The 2,524-nt window shown below is 76.4% G+C and carries 4 protein-coding genes and 1 pseudogene; 4 read left to right on the forward strand and 1 reads right to left on the reverse strand.

Going from position 1 to position 2,524, the window contains the following annotated elements; all coding sequences use genetic code 11:
• On the reverse strand, positions 1-287 hold a 287-nt coding region (locus ABT336_RS27190; protein ID WP_350900424.1), incomplete at its 3' end, for a Clp protease N-terminal domain-containing protein.
• Between the two features lie 93 nt (positions 288-380).
• Between ABT336_RS27190 and ABT336_RS27195 the strand changes: the two genes are divergently transcribed.
• The 4 genes and pseudogenes from ABT336_RS27195 to ABT336_RS27210 form a co-directional block, all read left to right on the forward strand.
• A complete protein-coding gene (locus tag ABT336_RS27195) occupies positions 381-761 on the forward strand; it encodes a vWA domain-containing protein (RefSeq protein WP_350900426.1) in 381 nt (126 codons plus the stop codon).
• A gap of 180 nt (positions 762-941) precedes the next feature.
• Complete coding sequence (locus ABT336_RS27200; RefSeq protein WP_350900428.1) at positions 942-1,202, forward strand: hypothetical protein; 261 nt, start codon at positions 942-944, stop codon at positions 1,200-1,202.
• A gap of 10 nt (positions 1,203-1,212) precedes the next feature.
• The gene (locus ABT336_RS27205) at positions 1,213-2,181 is read left to right on the forward strand and encodes a hypothetical protein (RefSeq protein ID WP_350900430.1); all 969 of its coding nucleotides are present in this window, start codon (positions 1,213-1,215) and stop codon (positions 2,179-2,181) included.
• Positions 2,174-2,524, forward strand: a pseudogene (locus ABT336_RS27210) (FtsK/SpoIIIE domain-containing protein); the annotation flags it as partial. The gene ABT336_RS27205 and the pseudogene ABT336_RS27210, both read left to right, overlap by 8 nt.

Consider the following 2,524-nt stretch of genomic DNA (forward strand, 5'->3'; position numbering starts at 1 on the left):
CCCAACGCGTTGACCAGCGCCTCCGGGTCGGCCCCGGCGCGCTGGACCAGGTCCCGCAGCGGCTCCCGCTGCAACGCCGCCCAGAGCAGGTGGTCGGTGTCCAGGTCGTTGCTCTGCCGCTGGGCGGCCCGACGGGCCGCGTCGGCCAACATCTCCCGGGCGTCGGCTGTCATCAACCGGGTGATGTCGACCCGGTGCGCCGGTCGACGCCCACCCTCACCCCGCCCGAAGTAACGGGCCAGGAACTCGTCCCACGGGTCGGAGCCGAAGTCACCGGATCCCAACATGAGCGTCCTCCGAGGTAGAAGCCGACCGGGTCGACACGCTGGGCTACCCGGCGGTCGGGCCGGCAAACGCCGTCGGGTGGCACGCTGGACGGCGTGGACGAGCTACCCCTGCTGATCGTGGACGCCGCGAACGTGGTCGGCTCCCGCCCCGACGGGTGGTGGCGCGACCGGCCCGCCGCCACCGCACGGCTGCGCGACGCGCTCACCCCCCTGGCCGAGCGGGGCCGCCCACCGGAACTGCCACCCCCCGCCGAGGTGGTCCTGGTCGTCGAGGGCGCGGCCCGCGACGTCCCCGGGGTGCCGCAGGTCCGGGTGGTGGCCGCCGACCGCAGCGGCGACGACACGGTGGTCGCCCTGGTCGGTGCCGCCCCGCAGCGACGCCGGCTGGTCGTCACCGCCGACCGGGGGCTGCGGGAACGGGTCCGGGCGCTCGGTGCGGAGGTGTACGGGCCACGCTGGCTGCGCGGGGAGTGACAGCGACCCCGGGTCGGCGCGACGGACCTCGGGTACGTCACGACCCGGTGCCGCCCTGCCCGGCGGGGACACACCGGGTGGACAACCGGACAGTCGGGCAGGACACCGACAGGGCGGATGTTCTCTCGCAGACCGCAATAGGCTGTAATGGAGTCCTCCCCGCCCCCAGGAGGTTCCACAGTGGCGAGCGTCGCCGAGCTCAAGGCCGCCATCGACGTCGCGCTCCAGCAGATCGGCGACGGTCAGAGCGCCGTGCAGGCAGCCGGCGAGAAGCTGGCCGAGGCGCAGCAGACCCTGGCCGGCGCGTTGGAGGGCAGCGGACACGAGACTGTGGAGGCCGCCCAGGCCTCCCTCACCCAGGCCGCCCAGGAGCTGGAGGAGTGTCTGGCCGCCACACTCGTCGCCGTGGAGCAGGCTCAGCTCTACGTCTCGACGCTCTGAGAGGCTGATCGTGTCGATCGTCGAGGACATCGGCGCACAGGTGCGGGCCGCCGCCGAGGACCTGCCCCTCGGCCAGCTCGCCCAGGCCCTGGAGAAGCTCGGCCAGGCCTCCGAACGGCTGCGCTGGGTCCGGCAGGAGTCGGGCAACCCGATGGGGGTGCCGGAGCTGTCGGCAGCCACCGAACACGCCGAGACCGCCGGGTACGCGCTGCGGGTGGCCCAGGAGCAGCTCTCGGCGTACCTCGCCGCGCTCGGGTTGACAGCCGACGGTGCCCCGCCGCCGAAGCCCCAGGAGCGGGCCCCCCGACACGACGCGGCCCGCGACGACGCGCCCCCGTCGGCGGGGCAGACGCCACCGGAGTCGGCCGACCCGACAATACGCCGGTGGTGGGCGGTGCGGGTGACCGAACTGACCGGCGGGGGTACCGCTCCGGCCGGGGAGCCGGACACCCAGGTCGCCGACGCCCGGGAGCTGCTGCGACAGGTGGTGGGCGGGGTACGCTCCGGCGACCGGGACCGGCTGCGCGGGGAGCTGTGCAAGGCCCACGCCGACGTCGGGCTGGGCCTGGCCACCATCGCCCCGCCGCTGCTGCGCGAGCTGGCCGGGGACCTGCTCGGGCATCCGCCCCGCGCCGAGGACCTGCCCCGGCTGCGCAGCCAACTCGACGGCCGGGTCCGGGACCTGCTTCCCGGGCTGCCCCCACAGGTGTTGGAGACCCTGCTCGCCCGGGTGTGCCGGATGCCCCCGCCCCGGGCGACAGGTGAGCAGTCGCACGCCGCCGACTCGGCGGTGACCTCGGGCGTCCTCGCCGGTGTGCTGCTGGACCGGCTCGGTCGGGACCTGCCCAAGGAGCCCGCCGACCAGAGGCCGGCGACCGGGCCGCAACCCGTCCGGGGCACCGACACCGGCAACCCCCGCACCGGCGACGGCCCCCGCCCGCACGGTACGCCCCGGCCGCCGGGGAGGACCGATGCCTGACCGTCGTACCCAGCTCGTCACCCGGGTCCGGGGCATGCTCGCCGACGCCCTCGGGGCCACCCGGTCCCGGGCGGCCACCGCCGACGCCGACCTCACCGCCGCCCGGGAACGGCTGACCCGGGTCCGGCGGGCCGCCGCCGCCGTTCCCGACCGGGTGGGCGCGCAGCGCGACGGGCGACTCGCCGAGATCGACGCCGGTCACCAGGCCCGGATCACGGAGCTGGCCCGGCGGGCCGCCGCAGCCGCCCAGCGCGAGGCACCGGGGGCGGCGTCGGCGGAGTGGACGCACTGGCGTCCGACCCCGCCCGGCGGGTCCGGGCCGCCGGGGGCGGTCCGGATCGGG

The organism is Micromonospora sp. NPDC000207 (assembly GCF_040300925.1).
In the GTDB taxonomy this organism is placed as follows: domain Bacteria; phylum Actinomycetota; class Actinomycetes; order Mycobacteriales; family Micromonosporaceae; genus Micromonospora.